The organism is Pseudanabaenaceae cyanobacterium SKYG29, assembly GCA_025055675.1.
Lineage (GTDB): Bacteria > Cyanobacteriota > Cyanobacteriia > Pseudanabaenales > Pseudanabaenaceae > M5B4.
This window is the reverse complement of record JANWWT010000004.1, coordinates 13,261-30,338: the sequence shown is the minus strand read 5'-3', so window position 1 is coordinate 30,338 and position 17,078 is coordinate 13,261. Positions and strand designations below refer to the sequence as shown.

The 17,078-nt window shown below is 48.7% G+C and carries 15 protein-coding genes; 6 read left to right on the top strand and 9 right to left on the bottom strand.

Translation table 11 applies throughout. The features are described 5' to 3' along the window. Window positions 1–2: 2 nt before the first annotated feature. The 5 genes from scpB to NZM01_07585 are packed head-to-tail and all read right to left on the bottom strand — an operon-like array spanning window position 3 to window position 3,013. On the bottom strand, window positions 3–476 hold the full coding sequence (scpB, locus tag NZM01_07605; GenBank protein ID MCS6959899.1) for an SMC-Scp complex subunit ScpB: 474 nt from the start codon (window positions 474–476) through the stop codon (window positions 3–5). Further along, a complete protein-coding gene (locus NZM01_07600; protein MCS6959898.1) occupies window positions 454–1,275 on the bottom strand; it encodes a TatD family hydrolase in 822 nt (273 codons plus the stop codon). The genes scpB and NZM01_07600 overlap by 23 nt, the downstream gene beginning before the upstream one ends. Further along, window positions 1,275–1,703 (bottom strand): AbrB family transcriptional regulator, encoded by a 429-nt coding sequence (locus tag NZM01_07595; GenBank protein ID MCS6959897.1) that lies wholly within the window; start codon window positions 1,701–1,703, stop codon window positions 1,275–1,277. Before NZM01_07595 ends, NZM01_07600 begins: the two co-directional genes overlap by 1 nt. A 57-nt stretch (window positions 1,704–1,760) precedes the next feature. Next, window positions 1,761–2,585, bottom strand: coding sequence for a hypothetical protein (locus NZM01_07590; protein ID MCS6959896.1), 825 nt, complete (start codon window positions 2,583–2,585; stop codon window positions 1,761–1,763). After that, entirely contained in the window at window positions 2,582–3,013 is a 432-nt protein-coding gene (locus NZM01_07585) for a biopolymer transporter ExbD (GenBank protein MCS6959895.1), read from the bottom strand. The genes NZM01_07590 and NZM01_07585 overlap by 4 nt, the downstream gene beginning before the upstream one ends. A gap of 73 nt (window positions 3,014–3,086) precedes the next feature. Between NZM01_07585 and NZM01_07580 the strand changes: the two genes are divergently transcribed. The 5 genes from NZM01_07580 to NZM01_07560 all read left to right on the top strand — a co-directional run bounded on the left by NZM01_07580 (window position 3,087) and on the right by NZM01_07560 (window position 8,027). Next, a complete protein-coding gene (locus NZM01_07580) occupies window positions 3,087–3,443 on the top strand; it encodes a DUF3110 domain-containing protein (protein ID MCS6959894.1) in 357 nt (118 codons plus the stop codon). A gap of 79 nt (window positions 3,444–3,522) precedes the next feature. Then, the gene (locus NZM01_07575) at window positions 3,523–4,320 is read left to right on the top strand and encodes an RnfABCDGE type electron transport complex subunit D (protein MCS6959893.1); all 798 of its coding nucleotides are present in this window, start codon (window positions 3,523–3,525) and stop codon (window positions 4,318–4,320) included. Between the two features lie 15 nt (window positions 4,321–4,335). Continuing rightward, entirely contained in the window at window positions 4,336–5,646 is a 1,311-nt protein-coding gene (locus NZM01_07570) for a DUF2330 domain-containing protein (GenBank protein MCS6959892.1), read from the top strand. A 139-nt stretch (window positions 5,647–5,785) separates the two neighbouring features. After that, the gene (gene murI / locus NZM01_07565; GenBank protein MCS6959891.1) at window positions 5,786–6,610 is read left to right on the top strand and encodes a glutamate racemase; all 825 of its coding nucleotides are present in this window, start codon (window positions 5,786–5,788) and stop codon (window positions 6,608–6,610) included. A 16-nt stretch (window positions 6,611–6,626) separates the two neighbouring features. Beyond that, window positions 6,627–8,027: an N-acetylmuramoyl-L-alanine amidase gene (locus NZM01_07560; protein ID MCS6959890.1), complete on the top strand. Its 1,401-nt coding sequence runs from the start codon at window positions 6,627–6,629 to the stop codon at window positions 8,025–8,027. Between the two features lie 2 nt (window positions 8,028–8,029). On the opposite strand, the gene recN is transcribed toward NZM01_07560, so the two are convergent. Genes recN through miaB form a run of 3 tightly spaced genes read right to left on the bottom strand, consistent with a single transcriptional unit; the run spans window position 8,030 to window position 12,534 of the window. Beyond that, a complete protein-coding gene (gene recN / locus NZM01_07555; protein ID MCS6959889.1) occupies window positions 8,030–9,784 on the bottom strand; it encodes a DNA repair protein RecN in 1,755 nt (584 codons plus the stop codon). A gap of 4 nt (window positions 9,785–9,788) precedes the next feature. Continuing rightward, the gene (locus NZM01_07550) at window positions 9,789–11,198 is read right to left on the bottom strand and encodes a YdiU family protein (protein ID MCS6959888.1); all 1,410 of its coding nucleotides are present in this window, start codon (window positions 11,196–11,198) and stop codon (window positions 9,789–9,791) included. Next, the gene (gene miaB / locus NZM01_07545; protein MCS6959887.1) at window positions 11,191–12,534 is read right to left on the bottom strand and encodes a tRNA (N6-isopentenyl adenosine(37)-C2)-methylthiotransferase MiaB; all 1,344 of its coding nucleotides are present in this window, start codon (window positions 12,532–12,534) and stop codon (window positions 11,191–11,193) included. Before miaB ends, NZM01_07550 begins: the two co-directional genes overlap by 8 nt. Before the next feature lie 105 nt (window positions 12,535–12,639). Between miaB and NZM01_07540 the strand changes: the two genes are divergently transcribed. Continuing rightward, complete coding sequence (locus tag NZM01_07540) at window positions 12,640–14,172, top strand: amino acid permease (GenBank protein ID MCS6959886.1); 1,533 nt, start codon at window positions 12,640–12,642, stop codon at window positions 14,170–14,172. Here NZM01_07540 and uvrA read toward each other — a convergent pair. Next, window positions 14,156–16,990: an excinuclease ABC subunit UvrA gene (gene uvrA, locus NZM01_07535; protein ID MCS6959885.1), complete on the bottom strand. Its 2,835-nt coding sequence runs from the start codon at window positions 16,988–16,990 to the stop codon at window positions 14,156–14,158. The two genes, NZM01_07540 and uvrA, sit on opposite strands and share 17 nt — an antisense overlap. Window positions 16,991–17,078 lie beyond the last annotated feature (88 nt).

Genomic DNA, 17,078 nt, shown 5'->3' with positions numbered 1-17,078 from the left:
TGTCAACGCATAAACTGAGATAGATCGTCGATTTCAAAATACTGGTGGAACTTGTCCGTCACCGTCAACCAATAGGAACGTCCGTCAGACTGTTTACGGCGTTTCACAAAACCCTGCTCCACTAGCTCTTGAATTTGCTGATAGGCAGCCGAACCCCGCAACTCCACCACTTCTGCCTGACTGATAGGATGTTTCAGAGCAATAATAGCAAGGGTACGCAACGTAGCTTTGCCGATCGCCAAAGGCAAGACCCTAGCCACCAAATCATCGAACTCAGGGCGCAGACGGAGGCAAAACCCAGCATTAGTCTCCCCAATTTCCAGGGCAGTCTCCCGCCGGCTGTACTCTGCCATTAGGTCAATAAGTGCCTGTTCAATTTCCGTCTTGGGACAACCAGCAATCTCCGCTATTTCCTCAATCGGCAGCGGCTTGCCCTTCAAATATAAAATTGCCTCAACTAACAATGCTGTCTGCATCAGTCGCGGGGGAAGGTAAGTTAAATAACTTACAGGCATTAGTCGTAGTTTGTGCTGCCAATTCCCCTAGGGGCTGTTGCCGCAATGCCGCTACTTTCTCTGCCACCTTGACCACATAGCTCGGCTCATTCCGTTTACCCCGCCAGGGCACAGGGGCAAGATAGGGACAATCTGTCTCTACCAACAACCGGTCATCAGGTACAACTAGCACTGATTCCTGCACCGATCGGGCATTTTTGAAGGTGACAATCCCACTAAAGCTGATGTAGAGACCTAAATCTAAAAACCAGCGCGTCTCCTCGGGCGTACCTGACCAACAGTGCATCACCCCCCGCACAGCAGGATGAGAACGATTAAATTCCCGAATCAATTCCCGCGTAGCTTGGGCTGCCTCCCGACAGTGAATAATCACAGGTAAATTTAACTCTGCCGCCACCGTCAACTGCGTCCAGAAGGCTTGCCTTTGCGCCTCCCCCCCCGCCGCTTTGTAAAAGTCCAAACCCGTTTCCCCAATCGCCACTACTTTGGGATGTTGACCCGCTAGACGCAGAACTTCTAACCCCAATTCCTGCCGCCAACCTGTCTGATTTAGCTCCGTATCCAGGGGATGCAAACCTACCGCAATGTAGACTTCAGGCAAGCGATCGGCAAGAGTCTGCAGTTGGGGAAATTCACGGGGATGGACGCAAGAATGGACAAGGTAAGTGATACCCGCTGCCCGCCATCTCTGTTGCACATCCGCCAGATCGGGGACAAACTCTGGGAAATTTATATGGACATGGGTATCAACCAAGGGCATCATGCTTCTGCTTTCTTCCTTGCTTCCTGTTTAACATTTTCTGCCTCAGCATTGCCATTAGGGTCACTATGACCGTTAGGAGAAATTTGCCGTAGATGGATGTGCTTGTAACCTAGCTTAATTTCAAATTCATCCCCTGGATTTAGTCCCATCGCTTGGGTATAGGTAGCACCAATGACTATCTGCCCGTTTTTGTGAACGGTGACACGATGAGTGGGTTCTCTACCCCGCCGATCGCGGGATTGTTCAGGGTTAAGAACGATACCTCGGGCTGCAACAGATGCTTCATAAAATTCCACCAAGCGCACTCTATTTTTGGAGTAGTAACCACACATTCTTGCCTGTTCTCGTTTGGGCAGATGGGAACACTCTTTTATTTTTTGGAGGAGGGCTTTCCCTGTCAAGGGTACTGGAGATGGTTCAATCATATTCCTCACCAATAAAACTTACCTAATAAGATAGCAAAAAAATGGCAAAACAATAACCTAATTGCCTGAAAATTTATATCGTGTGGTTACCAGGCGACACTTCCCTGGTGCAGGGGGAAATTTACCCTCATAGCCATCGATCGTTTGCAGGATAATGCCATCAATAATAGCTAAATTGCTAGAGATAAAGCGGCGGCGACTGATACTACCATCCCCCTCCACCACTAAAGTAACAGGGATAACAATTTCTAACCCCCCTAAAATATCCGTGGGCACGTAAACAGGAGGTAGCCAGGGGACATCACTAGCAATAGTTTCACTCACTTGGGACACGACTTCATCAGGGGCAGGAATAGTCAAACGGACGACATTATCTACGCCACATTTGCTGACCAATTCCCCATAGATATTGGCAAATTCCTGAGTGTAAGCACCCGGGTCGAGAGCGATAGTGGGTAAGGGTTTAGGCGCAGTCACTTCCGCAGCAGCAGGGGGTATTGATGGCAAGGGAATGTCTAATTGAGCAGGTGGGGAACTAGGGGGTGGTGGCAAAGCAGTAGGGGGAGAAGGATTAAATTTTGGACGGGGTGGCTCAGGAATTTTTTCAAAGGATAGGTCACTGGGTAAATCAGCGGGGGGTGGGGGAATCTTACTACTAAAATCCAGGGGCGGTACACTTAAAGGGGATTGGATAGGGGGGATCAAACTAATGTCTGACTCTGGCAAGGAAGGACTGTCTTCCGTCAGCTCAATTAGAGGAGTTAGGCTGACAATTTCCAGGTCAGAGCTGTTCTTCCGCCAGGGTAAAGGACTAGGTACAAACAGCAGAATCAGACCATGTAAACCAAGGGAAATCAATAGAGATAAGTAAATCTGTCTCATTTCTCCACTGCCCTGGAGGTAGCAATTGCCACTCGCTCTCCTGCTATAGCTTTGAGTTCCTGTAAAAACTCCACAAATTGTTTATAGGTGACTTGACTATCTTCGGCATTCAGCACCACCATGCCCTGGGGATAGTTGATGAAATGGGTTTTAATTTTGGTCCCTAGGGCAGCTTTGGTCACTACCGCTCCCTCAATTCTGGGATTACCTTCCCTGTCTAGGGTAACTATCAACAGCTCCGATCGTAAAGGCACAGTTTTTTGCGGATTGCTTGTCTCCCTAGGCAAAGTCATGCCCAAGCGCGTTGGTGTCACCAAGCCTGCCGAAGCTAAGACAAAAAACGCCAAGATAGAAAGTACAACATCTAGGAGCGGCAATATGTTGATACCAATGGGGGTAGTAGATAGATGATCGAAGCGCGTCTTCATGGACGGAAGAGAAAACTCAGTCATATTTTAGCCAAACCGATACAATATTTTCCAGGCTAGTTTTAAGAAAATTATGCGCAAAGTTTGGGTACTCTTATTTGGTAACGAGGGGGAGCAGGAAGGTATCTATAGTATTAAGGTTAATGACGAAAACCTGATTGTTGCTTTCGCCACAGAAGATGATGCCACTCGCTATGGCTTGATGCTGGAGGCCCAGGATTTTTTTACCCCCAGAGTAGAAGCGATCGATTTGCGGGAGCTAGAGGAATTTTGTGCTGAGTACAGCTACCGATTACGGGTAATTGAGTCTAATGAATTGATGACTCCCCCTCCGACTAACGTGGAAAAAACTGATTGGCAAACGGAGCCAAGCCAGGCAGAAATTGAAGCAATGCGCCAACAATTAGAACGTCTATTGCGCTGGGAATAACTGTTACACTTTTGCGAACAGCGTCGCCCCTGCCTCTTACCTCTACTATCCTAGGGGGTGTTTACCGTAGGAACTGTCTATGTCACAACATTATCAACTAGAGGGGCGGGACTACCAAATATTATTTCTTTCTCTCTTCCTATTGTGCGGCATTTATGGGCGGGATTGGAGTTTAGCCCCCTGGCATGTTTTCACTGTATTGCCCAGCTGCCTGATTACCCAGTGGCTGTGGGCGCAGGGACAACCCTTTAATTGGAAGAGTCCTACAATTACTGCCTTGAGTTTAACTTTGTTGCTCCGTTCCCATCAGTGGTGGGTTCTTGTTTTAGCCTCTGTCCTGGCTATTAGTAGCAAATTTATTTTTCGTTACGAGGGCAAACATTGGTTTAATCCTGCTAATTTCGGTATTGTCCTCACCCTGTTATTGCCAAATGATGCCTGGGTTTCCCCTGGACAGTGGGGCAACGACCTGTGGCTATGTCTCCTTTTTCTGGGCTTGGGGGGAATTGTTTTGCGCCAAGTGGGGCGATGGGATACCTCTTGCCTGTTTCTCCTCTCCTATGGCTCCCTGTTACTGTTAAGAAATATGTACTTGGGGTGGAGTTTCGATGTGTTTCTCCATCAAATGATGAGTGGTTCCCTATTGTTGTTTGCCCTGTTTATGATTACTGACCCCCGATCGATTCCTGACAGTTCAGGTATGCGCATGCTCTGGGCGAGTTTAATCGCGGTAGTGGCATTTATCCTGCAATTTGTTGGGCAACAGACCGATGGCATTTTCTATGCTTTATTCCTGGTATCACCCCTAACAATTTGCCTCGATCGGCTGCAATCGGCACCGCGGTTTCAGTGGCATCAGTCTGCAGTTTTAGTGTAATTTTGGGAGATAACTATGATGCAATTTGCAAGGAAATTAATTGGTATTTTTGCCATTGCTTGTTTGGCTTGGCTAAGTTGTATGCCAATGGCAGGGGCGTTCTGTGGTTTTTATGTGGCAAAGGCGGACGCTAATCTGTTTAACCGTGCCTCCCAAGTGATTATTGCCAGAGAGGGCAACCGCACAATTTTAACTATGGCAAATGACTATAGGGGAGACGTACAAGAATTTGCCCTCGTTGTACCCGTACCTGTGGTGATTAAAAAAGAGCAAGTGCGGGTGGGAAATTCTCGCATTATCAATCGCCTAGATGCCTTTACTGCCCCGCGGCTAGTCGAATATTTTGACCCTGACCCCTGTGCCCCGATCGTGCTGATGGAACGGACTATGTCTGCCCCCATGGCTGCCAGTCGAAGTAAAGAAGATAGGGCTAGTAGTTTAGGGGTGACAATTGAGGAAAAGTTTACCGTGGGAGAGTACGACATTTTAATTTTGAGTGCCAAAGAATCAGCGGGGTTAGAAATTTGGTTGCGGGAAAATGGCTATAAAATTCCCGTGGGGGCTAGGGAAGTATTGCGTCCCTACATTCGGGATAACATGAAATTTTTTGTGGCAAAGGTGAATCTCCAGGAATTGGCAAAGTCTGATTCCCAATTTCTCCGCCCCCTCTTGATCGCCTACGAATCGCCTAAGTTTATGTTACCCATTCGTTTAGGTATGCTCAATGCTAATGGGGACCAAGATTTGATTGTCTATCTCCTTTCCCCCACGGGGCGGGCAGAATTAACTAACTATCGCACGGTGAAAATTCCCACTGATACTAACTTGCCCCTGTTTATTAAACAGGAATTTGCTGAGTTCTACAAAGCTATGTTTCAAACCGTCCACCAAAGGGAGGGACGCAATGTTGCCTTCGTCGAGTATGCCTGGGATATGGCTAGTTGTGATCCCTGTGCTGCCGAACCCCTTACCCCCCAAGAGCTAAAAGAAGCGGGAGTATTTTGGGATACCAATCGTGTCTTTGTCACCCGTCTGCACTTGCGCTATAATCGCCAAACTTTCCCCGAAGACTTGCGGTTCCGCGCAACCAGAAACCAAGAGTTATTCCAAGGGCGTTATGTGCTCAATCATCCCTTCCCAGGGGAAATTACTTGCCAGGAAAAGAGTAACTACGAAAAGATGGTGCGTAGACGACAGGAGGAAGAAATTAAAAATCTTGTCCGTCTGACTAACTGGAATATCGATGAAGTGAGGCGGAAGGCTCTGCTCACCCAATACAAACCAGTCAATAACGATCGACCTTTTTGGGAACGGATTTGGAAATAGGTCAAGCAGGGTTGGGAATTGTTATTCCGCCCTTTCTTGCTTCATAAACTGCGACTCGGCACCCCTCTCGGCAAGGGCAGGAGTAGAAACAGGCAAAAAAATGTGCTTTACTATCTCCCAGTGATGCGTGAGGCAGTGAATGGGAAATAATCCACAGTTCCCCATTGGTGTGTTTGATAGCGGGGTCGGCGGTCTGACGGTATTAAAGGAAATCTATCGGCAAATGCCCTGGGAGTCGGTTATCTACTTTGGTGATACCGCGCGGGTGCCCTACGGGGATCGTACTCCTGGCGAAATTATTTCTTTTGTGCAGGAGATTCTGACTTGGTTTGCTGCCCAACAGGTAAAAATGGTGATCATGGCTTGCAATACCAGTTCGGCATTGGCTTTGGAGGTGGTCCGCCCCCTCTATGACTTTCCCATTCTAGGGTTAATTTTGCCTGGGGCAAGGGCAGCAGTGCAGGTGGGGCAAAGGATTGGTGTGTTGGCTACCCCCGCTACTGTCAAAAGTAATGCCTATCGGGATGCCATCCTAGAGAGTAGTCAGGGAAGGGCGCGGGTGTGGCAGGTGGCTTGTCCCGAATTTGTCCCCTTGATTGAACAGGGCAGAATCTTTGACCCCTGTACGATCGCTGTTGCTCGTTCCTATTTACATCCTCTCATTGACCGTCACATTGATACTCTCGTATTTGGCTGTACCCACTATCCCCATCTTGCCCCTGTAATCAGGGAAATTTTGCCTGCTTCTGTGCGCTTAGTTGACCCTGCAGTGTTTGTGACCCAGTCGGCTCTCCAGGAATTATCTCTGCTGGGGTTGAGCCATCCCTATCCCTGTGCCCCTGGTAGAACGACTTTTTATGTCAGTGGTTGTCCTGAACAATTCGCCCAACTAGCTAGTCGCTGGCTCGGGGAAATTCCGATCGTGGCAAAGTTGGTTCCTTCTACGGTAAGATTAACTTCGTAAAGTTTAATTGAGTTCTATGAAGCAGTGGGCGTGGCTGTGTCTAGCGGGTTGTCTCTCCCAAGGAATTGTCCAAGCTCAGTCAATACAGGCACAGTTGCCCTCTGTCCAAGTCAGTAGTCTTTTGCGTGTGCAAGGTGTGCGCTCCACAGCAAATGGTTTGCTGTTGTTAATTAACGGCAATCCCCAGGTGCGCATGGAAAGGGTAGTAGAACCCGATCGTTTAGTGATTGACCTCTCTAGCACGGCTATTCCCAAGGAACTACATAAGGCGGTCATTCCCGTCAATCAATTCGGTGTGCAGCAGGCGCGCATTGCCCAGTTTGATAAAGATGTCACCCGTATTGTCTTGGATTTACTGCCGGGGGAAACGGGGGAGTGGATCACCAGATTTGAACCCCAGTCGGGCTTGCTTATTTCCCCATCGGTGGCTGCTGCCGCTCCTAGCCCTGCTGCCATACCTGTTCCATTGCCTAGCCGATCGGTGGTTGCTAATTTACAGGGCTTTGTTGTGGAAGGGATGACCAAGGTGATCATCCAAGCTGACCAACCCACCACGGTCACAGGCAGCCAGGATACCGCCACTAATACTTTTAATCTGGTCATTTCCCCTGCTCAGTTATCCCCTAGTTGGGGTAAGTCGGTGTTGGAAGCCCATGTGCCGATCGAGCGCGTGCGGGTTACACAGTTGCATGAAGCGGTGGTTGCTTCGTTCAAGCTCTCCCCTGGTTGGCAAATGCGGGAAGGGAAAGGTGGGAGTTTTAATCAGATTATCCTTGAGTTGATTCCCAGTAGTAGTCCTTCTACTATTCCCCCCCTACCGAAAGTTGTACCCCCCTCTTCCCAAGCGCCTCTGCCAGAAGTGGTGCCGACAGCGGGAAAAAAGATTGTTGTGGTTGACCCTGGTCATGGGGGGGGAGACCCCGGGGCTATAGCCAACGGTGTTCAAGAAAAGGATGTGGTACTGGCAATTAGTTTAGCTGTGGGGCGGGAGTTGCAACGTTTGGGTCATGTAGTCTACTACACGCGCACCCAGGATGTGGAAATTGATTTGGAACCCCGTGTGCGGTTGGCAGAGCAGGTGAGAGCTAATGTTTTTGTCAGTGTCCATGCTAATTCTCTGGCTAGTCAATCTAGTCATGTCAACGGCATTGAAACTTTTTTCGCGCCAGGTTCCCGCCTGGGGAGAGAGCTAGCGGAATTGGTACAGAACGAGGTCATTGCAGCCACAGGAGCAAGGGACAGGGGGGTAAAGTCGGCACGCTTTTATGTTGTCCATAGAACTACCATGCCTTCGATACTGGTGGAGACGGGGTTTGTCACTAATCCCCAGGAAGCAGCTAATTTGGCTAATCCTGTCTATCAGCAAAAACTGGGGGAAGGGATTGCTCGGGGAGTGCATCAGTTTCTCTCCCGCTAAAATTAACCCAGGGCAAGTTTTAACCGATCGGCTTGTTCTAACAAAGATTCAGCAAAGGCAAGGGCACTCTCAGAGGCGGTCTGTTTTTTTCTGCCCCGTTTTGGTTTGTCGCTGACATCAATACCCCCAGCAATCTGGGCTAGTTCCTGTTTACGGCTTTCCCCTTCTAGGTAAGACACGGTGACATAGGTGCGTTCTTTTGTCTTACCCCCTTCCGTCGTCTCTGGAACAATATGTTTGGCAACGTGAAAATGATGGTCAGCAATGGCAGCCACGATCGGTTGATGGGTAACACACAGGACTTGCTGTCTGCGGCTGAGGCGATAGAGATGATGGGCAATCGACTGAGCAACGCGACCGGATACACCCACATCAATTTCATCAAACACTAGGGTAGAAACAGGGGAAGTGGCAGCAAAACAGGTCTTCAATGCCAGTAGAAACCGACTCATTTCCCCCCCTGAGGCAATTTCTGTCAAGGGTTGTAGAGGTTCTCCAGGATTGGGGCTAAATAAAAACTGCACTTGGTCGCAGCCACTGGGAGTGGGAGGAATAGCAGTAATCTGGACTTCAAATTGCACTTTTTCCATTGCCAAAGACTGTAACCCTTTGATCATTTCTCTTTCTAGGAGCTTGGCACTCTCTTGCCTTAACTGTGTCAAGGTTTGAGCTAGTGCCTGTAGTTTCTCTGCTTTTAGTTTTAATTGCTCTTCTAGTACCTCGATCGGTTGTTCTTCTTCCGTCAGAGAGTGGAGATATGCCCGCAATTTGTGGGCGCTAGCAATGGCATCTGTTAGTGTCGGTCCGTATTTGCGACAGATTTGTTTTAATTGCCGTAGTCGTTTTTCCACATAGTCTAACCGATCGGGGTCTGTCTCCAGACTAGAACCATAGGCGTTGATTTGCCTGCCCGCTTCTTCCACCTGGGTAAGAGCACTTTGAACCATTTCCCAAATCGGCACAAGGGAGTCATCGATCGTTGTCATTTTGCTTAAAATCTGTTCCGCTTGTCCTAGCAAATCCACACAGGCGGGGTAATCGTCGTTTTGGTAGAGAAGCTGATAGACGGTATAGCTTTGTTGTTGTAAGTCGACGACATAGGACAGGCGTTTACGTTCCTGTTCCAGTTTTGCCAGTTCGTCGGGGTCATCTAAATTTGCCTCATCTAGTTCCCTTAGTTGGTACTGAAACATATCAATCTGTTGCAGCCGAGTTTGTTCTCTGTGTTTGCGTTCCTGTAGGGTGCGATGGGCTTTCTCCCAAGCATAATATAACTGCTTTACCTGCTCTTTCACTTGTAATAATTTCTCACCGCCAAGGTTGTCCAACCATTCCCTTTGCCTATCTGCCTCGGCTAGTAATACTGTCTGCCCCTGCGCCGTAATTTCTATGAGTAATTCCCGTAAACTTTGCATTTGTTGCTTGTTGACGATTATGCCGTTGACTTTGCTGCGACTCGATCGGACAGTAATTTCCCTACTACAAACTAAATCAGCAGTATCTATGGGTATATTTTCTGCTTGTAACCAATTTTCTACCCTGGGATTCAGGCTAAAAAAAGCCTGCACTAGCGCACGATCGCTCCCCCGCCGAATCACCCGACTAGTGACTTTCCCCCCTAGGGCGCAATCGAGGGCATCCAGAATAATGGACTTACCGGCACCCGTTTCCCCCGTGAGAATATTTAAGCCAGGAAATAGAGATAATGACAGCTTTTCGATCAAGGCAAAGTTCTCAATCTGCAGCTGCTTTAACATCTCCCTAGGCGCGAATCTCCTCAACTAACTCGTAGAAAGGTTGCCAATTATCCTCCTCTGTAATCGCTGCCCAAATGCGTTCAATTTCCGGACGAATGAGGGCTTTGTTGGGGTTCCAGCGCCGTAAACGATCGACTACTTCCTGATAGTTCTGTTTCTGCAAGTAGGTGTGGTAAATCTCGCGCCATTTTTGCAACAGACCGACAACTACATCCGATAGGGCTGCCTCTTTTCCTGCGAGAATACTGTGAGACTCCTGCCACCACTGGGGCTGGACTTGCTGTTTTAGGTCGATAAAGAATTCGTTGTATCCCCACTGGGTAGCATAGAGGAGTTGAATCGTAGCAACAATCAGATTTTCCAATTCTCTGTTATCCAAACCCGCCAGACCTAACCGCTGTTCCATCCGTCTTTCGTAGGTAGAAATATAACAGTCCTTAAATTTAGCTAAAGCAGCAGTCATGGCATCGGGATCCAACACAGCTGCTAGGGGTTCCTGTAACCTTTCTAAATTCCAGTAACAGGCATTGGGCTGATTGGCGTAGGCATAACGACCGGTGTAATCAAAATAGGCAGCGGTAAACCGAGGTTCATAGGTGGGCAAAAAGGCATAGGGACCGTAGTCAAAACTTTCCCCCGTAATCGACATATTGTCAGTGTTTAAGACAGCATGACAAAAGCCCGCCGCCATCCACTGGGCACACAGTATAGCAATTCGTTCCACCAACTCCTGATAGAAAAGAATGTACCTATCTTCTTTGTCTGCCAGATGACTATAGTAGTAATGGATGACGTGGTCTAGCAGCTTTTGGATTAAATCAGGGCGCTTGAGGTACTGCAGTCGTTCAAAGGTGCCAAAGCGAATATGGGAAAGGGAAAAGCGCACCATCACACAGGAACGGGTGGGGGAAGGTTCGTCATAGCGTATCAGGGCTTCTCCCGTCTCAATCATGCTCAAACACCGCGACGTTTTGACCCCCAAGCGATGCAGGGCTTCCGCTGCCAATATCTCTCTTACCCCCCCCTTCAAAGTCAATCTGCCATCGGCTGTACGGGAGTAGGGTGTCCTGCCCGATCCCTTAGTGCCAAAGTCGTATAAATTACCATCTACGCCCCGCACCTGCCCGTACAAGAACCCCCTGCCATCCCCCAGTTCGGGATTGTACACGCCAAACTGATAGCCGTGATAGGCCATGGCTAAGAAGGGACGCACCGATCGGAAATGCCCAAAGGCTTCAATAAAGTCTTCATCTTTTACCTGGTCTGGTTGTAAGCCAATTTGTGGTAAAAGGGCATCGTTGCGCCAACGTAAGATATGTTGGGGAAAAGCAGCGGCTTCAACAATACTGTAGAATTCAGTGCCTAGGGACTCAAAGGCGGGTTCGTAATTGAGCTGCAGAAAAGGATTAGTCATCTAACAAAGTTCCTGTCAAACTAAAGGGTCTTACTTCTGTGATTTTCACCTTTACTAACTTGCCAAGCAAATCTGGTCTGTCAGCATGAATGAAAGTAATGCGATTGGTGCGTGTCCTCCCCATAAGGGGATAGGGTTCCTTCGGCTGTCTACCTTCAATCAGTATCTCTTCTACACGATCGGCATAGCGTAACGATCGTTGTGCTGCTACCTGTTGTACAACATGATTTAATCTCTGCAGACGGTCATCTTTCACCTCTTCAGGAATCTGATTTGCCCATAGGGCAGCTGGTGTACCAGGGCGGGGGGAATAGGCAGCAGTATTGACATTGTCAAACCCAATTTCCTCCACTAGTTTGATTGTGTTGGTAAATTGCTCTTCCGTTTCCCCGGGAAAACCCACGATCGCATCGGCACTGATTGCTGCATCGGGCATTAGTTCTCTGATTTGATCAATGATTTGGCGGTATCTTTCCCGGGTGTAGCCCCTCGCCATTGCCTTCAAAATATCATTGTCCCCTGACTGAAAGGGAATATGGAAATGTTCACAGACCTTAGGCAGCTCATAGCAGGCTTGGATCAATCTCCGACTGAAATAGCGGGGATGGCTAGTAGCAAAGCGAATGCGCTCAATTCCCTCTACGTCGTGGATGTAATACAACAAATCAGTAAAAGTAACTTTGCCCCCTACCCCTCTACCAATGCCTCCTGGGGGTAAGTCTCTGCCATAGGCATCAATGTTCTGTCCTAGGAGCGTCACCTCTTTGTAACCCTGCTTGGCCAACTCTTCTATCTCCCGTTTGATAGCAGCAGGCGATCGGGATTGTTCCTGTCCCCGTACAAAGGGCACGATGCAGTAAGTACATCTCTCATTGCAGCCATAGATGACATTTACCCAAGCTGTAACCTGGCTCTGCCGCCGCGGTTTGGTGATGTCTTCCTCAATATAAGCCTCTTCCGTTGCCACTACCTGGCGCCCCTGGGCTACCTGCTCTAGTAATTCCGCCAACCGATTGGCGTACTGCGGTCCCATGACCAGGTCAACCTCTGGCACCCGACGCAACAATTTCTCCCCTTCCTGCTGCGCTACACACCCCGCTACTACTAAAGTCAGGTCTGGCTCTATGTGTTTGCGCTTTGCTTGTCTGCCTAGGTAGGAGTAGACCTTTTGCTCGGCATTGTCCCTGATGCTGCAGGTGTTGTAGAGCACTAGCTTGGCTTCGTCAATATTTTCTGTGGGGGCATAACCCATAGCTTCTAGTATCCCCGCCATGCGCTCGGAGTCGGCTTTATTCATTTGACAACCAAAGGTGACAATGTGATACTTGCCAGTCATGGACAGTGGAACTAGGGTCTACTCCTTTATCTTAGCTTAAGGTCTCCCCGCTAGTCCCTTCCAGTAATGCTCTATGATCAAGGGCAGTAGGTTTAGGTTTGGGGCATGGCTGAACGGAAACTGAAAAAAATTGTCCGCTATGGTAGTGTCAGTGCGGATTACCTCCAAAGGCGACAGTTACGGCAGGGTATCGGTTTTTGGCTGCTGTGGGGCTGTGGGATTGGTATTGTCATTGATGGTATCTTTGCCGGTTGGAATGAAGGTCTAGCTTACGCTGGTTTTTGGGGCATGGCGATCGCTACCGCCCTAGTGGCGGGAATGTATATGGCAATTACCTTTTCCATGGCAGAATTGTCAGCGGCTTTGCCCCATGCAGGGGGATTCTATGCTTTCACGCGCACGGCTTTCGGGGCGGTAGGTGGCTTCCTCTGTGGCATTGCTGAGCTGTTTGAGTACGTGGTGATTAACGGTTGGGGTTTATTCTACGTGGGTAAGTTTGTCCATGATGTCACGGGGTTGCCCTCGCTGCTAGTGGGGAGTGTAGATTTGACGGATATGTTTCTCTGGATTGCCTGTACAACTTTTTTCACATCCCTCCTAATTTACAGTACGGAGTTAAGCCTGCAAGTGAACCTCTGGATTGCTCTATTGGGCATAGCTATGATCTTGCTCTTGGTGGGGGGAGTGCTATTGACAGGCAAGTTTGACCCCCAGATGTTGTTCACGGTCCCTCCCAATTCTGCTAGAGCAGATGCCTCTAACTTTTTACCGGGGGGTGCCTTGGGATTGTTGCAGGCAATTCCCTTTGCCATTTGGTTTTACCTAGCGATCGAGGCGATGCCCATTACGGCGGAGGAAGCGAAGGATGCGCAGCGGGACTTACCCAAAGCAATGGTCACTGCTATGGTTACCTTGATTGTGTTGTCTGTGTTGGTTTTGATTTTTAACCCAGGGATTCCCTTGCAGGTGGAGGAAGGGGGGACAATTCTCAAGGGAGCAGCCGCTCTCGCTGTTTCAGCAGAACCGATGAAGCAGGGTTTAGATTTTGTGTTCGGTACGGAGGGATTTCTCCATAGCCTGATCGAAGTCGGTAATGCCCTCGCTGTATTTACTGGCGCACCAGCGGTGGTTTTTGCCTATAGCCGGGTGTTTTTTGCTCTGTCACGGGCGGGCTATTTGCCCCAGTGGATTTCTGTGACCAACGAGCGGGGTATTCCTACTAGAGGGGCGATTTTGGGTGGTGTTCTCTCGGTGTTGGTGACCTTTGTCTTTGTCCTCGCCGGGGGAGAAGAGAGCACCATTGGCAATAGTTTAGTCACCATTTCTGTGATTGCGGCATTGGTTACTTACATCTTGCTACTGGCAAGTTATATCAAGTTACAGGTCGATCGTCCGGGGATGCCCCGTCCCTATCGCAGTCCCGTGGGGATTTTGGGCGCATTCTTGGGATTAGTGCTGGCAACGATCGCTTTTATTGCCTGCTTTACCTTGGAAACCTATCGAATTGCTGTCTACGGTACGGTAATTGTTTTTCTATTAGCAACTGCTTATTTCTGGTTTGTTGGGCGCAAGCAACTGGTGGCGGAGGCACCGGAAGAACAATTGGCAGCGGTGGATGATACTACTGTGGCGCTCTAGGATAACGATCGAGGACTTGGCGTAAAAATCTACCAGTGTGGGATGCTTCTACGGTAGCGACTAATTCGGGGGTACCAGTGGCAACAATTTGCCCGCCCCTGTCGCCGCCTTCCGGTCCTAGGTCAATGATCCAATCAGCACAGCGAATGACATCCAGGTTATGTTCAATGACAACGATGCTGTTACCTTTGTCTACCAATCTCTGCAAAACATCAATTAATTTGTGCACATCATAAAAACTCAATCCTGTTGTTGGTTCGTCAATTAGATAGAGGGTTTTGCCTGTAGCTTTTTTCGCTAGTTCGGTTGCCAGCTTGACTCGTTGTGCTTCTCCGCCTGACAGAGTGGGAGCGGGTTGTCCCAACTTGATATAGCCTAAACCGACATCCACTAACATACTCAAGCGGCTGTGAATGGCAGGAATGTTCGCAAAAAAGTGCATGGCTTCTTCAATGGTCATCTCTAGGACATCAGCGATCGTTTTATCTTTGTATTTCACTTGCAGGGTTTCGCGGTTGTATCTGGCACCTTTGCAGACATCGCACTTGACATAGACATCCGGCAAAAACTGCATGGAAATGACATTTACCCCTTGACCGCCACAGGCCTCGCATCTGCCCCCCTTGACATTGAAAGAGAATTGACCAGCTTTATACCCCCTAGCTTTGGCAGCGGGCGTGAGGGCAAAGGTTTCGCGGATAAAGTCAAAAGCTCCTGTGTAAGTAGCAGGATTCGATCGGGGTGTGCGTCCGATGGGGGACTGATCGATAACTATGAATTTGTCCAAGTGGTGCAGTCCTTCAATTCTGTTCACCCCAGGGGGAATGGGTACGTTTTTGTAAAAATGATGTTGCAGGTAAGGTAAGAGAATTTCGTTGAGAAGCGTGGATTTGCCCGACCCTGATACGCCCGTAATACAAACCAACTGGCCCAAAGGAATCTTGACATCGATGTGTTTAAGGTTGTGACGATAGGCATCTTTGATTTCCAGGTGTCTGCCATTCCCTGGGCGACGGGTGGCGGGGGTATAAATTTGTTTTCTGCCAGATAGATAGGCACCGGTAATAGAATCAGGATGGTCGGAAATATCTGCCACTGTACCTTGGGCAACTATCTGCCCCCCGTGAATGCCTGCTCCCGGTCCAATATCTACTATATGGTCAGCGCGGCGAATCGTTTCTTCATCATGTTCCACGACAATCAGAGTATTCCCTAAATCCCGCAGTTTGACCAAAGTGGAGAGCAACCGATCGTTATCTCTTTGATGCAGTCCTATACTCGGTTCATCTAGCACATACAATACCCCTGTCAACCCTGAGCCAATTTGTGTCGCTAGGCGAATCCGCTGGGCTTCCCCCCCTGAAAGCGTGGCAGCGGGACGATCGAGAGTCAAGTAATCCAAGCCCACATCCACCAGAAACTGCAATCGAGTGCTGAGTTCTTTGATCACTTGGTCAGCAATTTGCGCCGCCCGATCGGTCAACTGCAGGTTCTTAATCCGATGCAGACACGTGGCTATGGGGACAGAGGTAAAATCGGTGATGCGATACCCCCCCACCCGCACAGCCAAGGCTTCCGGTTTGAGTCGCGTGCCATGACAGGTAGAACAGGGAGTAGATACCAGATATTGTTCTAGTTTTTGTTGATAGGTTTCCGATGCCTGTTGATATTGTTGTTCCAGCAGAGCAATAACCCCTTCATAGCGTTTGAGGTAGGTTTGCCGATCGTAGCGAGAATCGGTATACAGGGGAATTGGTTCCGTCGTGCCGTACAAAATGATGTCTTTTTGATAGTCAGAGAGTTTTTGCCAGGGAGTCTTGATGTCAAAACCTGCATATTCCGCCACACTGATCAACAGGGAAAGATAATAGGTGTGGTTTTTGTCTGACCAGGGGGCAATAGCAGCATAGACGGGCAGACTGGGGTCAGGAATCAGTAGATCGGGGGAAAAAGTTTTGACAAAACCTAAGCCATGACAGGCAGGACAGGCACCATAGGGAGAATTGAAAGAAAATAGACGGGGAGATAATTCATCCATCACTGCCCCATGTTCCGGACAGGCAAAGTTTTCCGAAAAAGTAATAATCTCACTTTTATCTTCTGTCAGAATCTCTACCATGGCAATTCCTTCTGCCCGTTTTAAGCAAGTGGATAGAGAATCGGTCAACCGTTCTTGTATACCTGCTTTGATGATTAACCGATCGACTACTACTTCTATATCATGCTTTTTGTTTTTATCCAATTCAATGTTGTCAGTCAGTTCCCTAATTTCGCCATCGATACGCACTCTGGCAAATCCTTCACTCAGTAACTGGCTCAGTAACTTTTGTTGTGTACCTTTCTTACCCCTAACCACTGGTGCCAGTAATTGTATTTTTGTGCGCTCAGGTAATGCCATGATTTGATCAACCATTTGATCGATCGTCTGAGGGGCAATATTGCGATCGCAGATATAACAGTGGGGGTCACCAACCCGACCAAAGAGCAGACGCAGATAGTCGTAGATTTCTGTCACTGTACCGACCGTGGAGCGGGGATTATGGGATGTAGATTTTTGATCAATAGCGATAGCAGGACTCAGACCCTCGATGTAGTCGACTTCTGGTTTTTCCAGCTGACCTAGGAACTGACGGGCATAGGCACTCAAAGACTCCACATACCGCCTCTGTCCTTCGGCAAAAATTGTATCAAAAGCTAGAGAAGACTTCCCCGAACCAGAAACTCCCGTAAATACTATGAGTTGATTGCGCGGCAATTTTAGGTCAATATTTTTGAGATTGTGTTGCCTTGCCCCCCTAACCAGGATGTAGTCTGCCATGACCAACTTTTAGTTTTGCCTATCTAGTGTACCCCAGTGGGCAAATAAAAAAAGGGGGAATCCCCCCTCCCTGCTATTTGACAACAGC

Coding starts and splice junctions, on each gene's coding strand:
- scpB (MCS6959899.1), bottom strand. CDS start 476: ATGCAGACAGCATTGTTAGTTGAGGCAATTTTATATTTGAAGGGCAAG.
- NZM01_07600 (MCS6959898.1), bottom strand. CDS start 1,275: ATGCCCTTGGTTGATACCCATGTCCATATAAATTTCCCAGAGTTTGTC.
- NZM01_07595 (MCS6959897.1), bottom strand. CDS start 1,703: ATGATTGAACCATCTCCAGTACCCTTGACAGGGAAAGCCCTCCTCCAA.
- NZM01_07590 (MCS6959896.1), bottom strand. CDS start 2,585: ATGAGACAGATTTACTTATCTCTATTGATTTCCCTTGGTTTACATGGT.
- NZM01_07585 (MCS6959895.1), bottom strand. CDS start 3,013: ATGAAGACGCGCTTCGATCATCTATCTACTACCCCCATTGGTATCAAC.
- NZM01_07580 (MCS6959894.1), top strand. CDS start 3,087: ATGCGCAAAGTTTGGGTACTCTTATTTGGTAACGAGGGGGAGCAGGAA.
- NZM01_07575 (MCS6959893.1), top strand. CDS start 3,523: ATGTCACAACATTATCAACTAGAGGGGCGGGACTACCAAATATTATTT.
- NZM01_07570 (MCS6959892.1), top strand. CDS start 4,336: ATGATGCAATTTGCAAGGAAATTAATTGGTATTTTTGCCATTGCTTGT.
- murI (MCS6959891.1), top strand. CDS start 5,786: ATGGGAAATAATCCACAGTTCCCCATTGGTGTGTTTGATAGCGGGGTC.
- NZM01_07560 (MCS6959890.1), top strand. CDS start 6,627: ATGAAGCAGTGGGCGTGGCTGTGTCTAGCGGGTTGTCTCTCCCAAGGA.
- recN (MCS6959889.1), bottom strand. CDS start 9,784: ATGTTAAAGCAGCTGCAGATTGAGAACTTTGCCTTGATCGAAAAGCTG.
- NZM01_07550 (MCS6959888.1), bottom strand. CDS start 11,198: ATGACTAATCCTTTTCTGCAGCTCAATTACGAACCCGCCTTTGAGTCC.
- miaB (MCS6959887.1), bottom strand. CDS start 12,534: ATGACTGGCAAGTATCACATTGTCACCTTTGGTTGTCAAATGAATAAA.
- NZM01_07540 (MCS6959886.1), top strand. CDS start 12,640: ATGGCTGAACGGAAACTGAAAAAAATTGTCCGCTATGGTAGTGTCAGT.
- uvrA (MCS6959885.1), bottom strand. CDS start 16,990: ATGGCAGACTACATCCTGGTTAGGGGGGCAAGGCAACACAATCTCAAA.